The sequence below is a fragment of the Bradyrhizobium sp. S3.12.5 genome (genome assembly GCF_040548225.1).
Taxonomy (GTDB): Bacteria; Pseudomonadota; Alphaproteobacteria; order Rhizobiales; family Xanthobacteraceae; genus Bradyrhizobium; species Bradyrhizobium cytisi.
Genome location: NZ_JBEPRF010000058.1, coordinates 1 through 2,538, shown reverse-complemented (window position 1 = coordinate 2,538; position 2,538 = coordinate 1). Strand labels below are relative to the sequence as shown.

3 protein-coding genes are annotated in these 2,538 nt (G+C 63.9%); all 3 read left to right on the top strand.

Annotated features, from left to right (window positions below):
• Positions 1–60 precede the first annotated feature (60 nt).
• The 3 genes from tnpA to tnpC all read left to right on the top strand — a co-directional run bounded on the left by tnpA (position 61) and on the right by tnpC (position 2,498).
• Positions 61–456, top strand: a complete 396-nt coding sequence (gene tnpA, locus ABIC09_RS37330) for an IS66-like element accessory protein TnpA (RefSeq protein ID WP_148755214.1) — start codon at positions 61–63, stop codon at positions 454–456.
• Positions 453–800, top strand: a complete 348-nt coding sequence (gene tnpB, locus ABIC09_RS37325; protein ID WP_148755213.1) for an IS66 family insertion sequence element accessory protein TnpB — start codon at positions 453–455, stop codon at positions 798–800. The genes tnpA and tnpB overlap by 4 nt, the downstream gene beginning before the upstream one ends.
• Before the next feature lie 69 nt (positions 801–869).
• On the top strand, positions 870–2,498 hold the full coding sequence (tnpC, locus tag ABIC09_RS37320) for an IS66 family transposase (protein ID WP_354037457.1): 1,629 nt from the start codon (positions 870–872) through the stop codon (positions 2,496–2,498).
• Positions 2,499–2,538: the final 40 nt, after the last annotated feature.

Here is a 2,538-nt window from a genome sequence, read left to right as displayed (position 1 = left end):
CGTCTCCCTCCGGCGAGGGCCGCCTTGTTGGATTAGTCCAATTGGTGCGTAACAGTCCGTATGGACAGCCATAAGCGCAGTACTCAGCTTGAACGGCTTGAGGTGGTCGAGACTGGTCGTCGTCGGCGCTGGTCGGATGACGAGAAGCTGCGGATCGTGACCGAGAGCTTTGAAGCGCCGCGCGCTATATCGTCGACGGCGCGGCGGCATGGCATATCACGTTCGTTGCTGATGACGTGGCGTCGCGCGTTCGGGCCCGAGCCGATCAGCCCTCAAAGCGAACAATCTGGCTTTGCGCGGGTCGTCCTGGCCGCTGAGGTCGAGCCGGCGGTTGCTGCCACACCGCCGAGTGGGCAGATGGTGATCGTGATTGGCAGGGATCGTCGCGTGATTGTCGACGCCAGCGTCGATGCGGCAGCGCTGGCGCGGGTGCTGCAGGTTCTGGAGCGTCGATGATACCGGTCGCTTCGAACGCACGGATCTGGATTGCGACCGGCCACACCGACATGCGCAAGGGCATGCAGGGTTTGTCATTATTGGTGCAGGAAAGCCTTGGTCGTGATCCGTTCGCCGGAGATGTCTTCGTGTTCCGCGGACGCGGCGGTTCGCTGATCAAGGCCTTGTGGCACGATGGAGTTGGACTGTCGCTCTACGCCAAGCGGTTGGACCGTGGCCGTTTTGTTTGGCCGGCGACGGTGAGCGGTGTGGTGGGGCTGACCGCGGCCCAGATGAGTTATCTGCTGGAGGCGATCGACTGGCGCAACCCGCAGCATACGTGGCGGCCACAGAGCGCGGGATAGGCTCAAAAAGTTCTGAGGTGCGGAAGAAAAGACGCCTCAAATCGCTCCTTTTGTGATTCCATCGGGGCCATGGGTGACGGCCTTGAATCGCTGCCAGACGACGTCGAAACGCTGAAAGCGGCATTGATCGTTGCTCGCGCGGAGGCTGCGGCCGCCCGCGCTGAGCAGTCCGACAACCGGGCGCTGATCGCCCATCTCAAGCTGCAGATCGAGAAACTTAACCGCGACCGCCATGGTCCGCGCTCGGAGCGTACCGCGCGGCTATTGGATCAGCTTGAACTGACGTTGGAGGAGCTGGAGAGTTCGGCGACGGAGGACGAACTCACCGCCGAAATGGCCACGGCCAAAACCACGAAGGTGGCGTCGTTCACGCGCAAGCGGCCGTCACGCCAGCCGTTCCCGGAGCATCTGCCTCGCGAGCGGGTGATGGTGCCGGGACCTGTGGCGTGCGCCTGCTGTGGCGGCGCACGGCTGTCCAAGCTCGGCGAGGACATCACCGAGACGCTGGAGGTGATCCCGAAATCCTGGAAAGTGATCCAGCACGTCCGCGAGAAGTTTACTTGCCGTGATTGCGAGAAGATCAGCCAGGCTCCGGCGCCATTCCATGTGCTTGCCCGCGGCTGGGCGGGGCCAAGCCTGCTGGCGATGGTGCTGTTCGAGAAGTTTGGTCAACATCAGCCGCTGAACCGGCAAGCGGAGCGCTATGCCAAGGAGGGTGTGCCGATCAGTCTGTCGACCCTCGCCGACCAGGTCGGCGGTTGTACGGCCGCGTTGATGCCCTTGTTCCGGCGCCTCGAGGCCCATGTGCTGAGCGCCGAGCGATTGCACGGGGACGACACTACGATCCCGGTCCTGGCCAAAGCCAAGACCGACACCGGCCGGATCTGGGTCTATGTGCGCGACGACAAGCCTTTTGGAGGGCAGGCCCCGCCAGGGGCGGTGTTCTATTACTCGCGCGATCGGGCCGGCGAGCATCCCCAGGCTCACTTGGCCAACTACAGCGGAATCTTCCAGGCCGATGCCTATGGCGGCTATGGCAGGCTTTACGAACCGGGCCGCAACGCAGGTCCGATCCTGGAAGCCGCGTGCTGGGTCCATGCCCGGCGGCCGTTCTTCGTGATGGCTGATCTGGCCGAGAATGCGCGTCGCAAGGCTCAGGGCAAGAAGCCGGCAGTGATCTCGCCGCTGGCGCTGGAAACAGTCCGCCGGATCGACGCCCTGTTCGAGATCGAGCGAGGCATCAACGGCGAGACGCCCGAACGGCGCCGGGCCGTCCGCCAGGAATTGAGCGCGCCGCTGATCGCCGATTTAGAAGCCTGGATGCGCGAGCAACGCGCCAAGCTCTCGCGCAGCAACGATGTCGCCAAGGCCATGGACTACATGCTCAAGCGTTGGAGCGCATTTACCCGCTTCCTCGATGACGGCCGCATCTGCCTGTCCAACAATGCGGCGGAGCGTGGCGTGCGCGGCATCGCTTTAGGTCGGAAGTCGTGGTTGTTCTGCGGCTCGGATCGCGGCGGCGAGCGGGCGGCCGTGATGTACAGCCTGATCGTCACCGCCAAGATGAACGACGTCGATCCGCAAGCCTGGCTCGCCGACGCTCTGGCGCGCATCGCGGAGCATCCCGTCCAAAGGCTCGACGAACTGCTGCCATGGAATTGGCGCTCTGCCATCCGGAACGTTGATCAAGCCGCCTGAGCCGAAAATGACCCGCGCGCGGTCTTCGCCGGATGCTTAC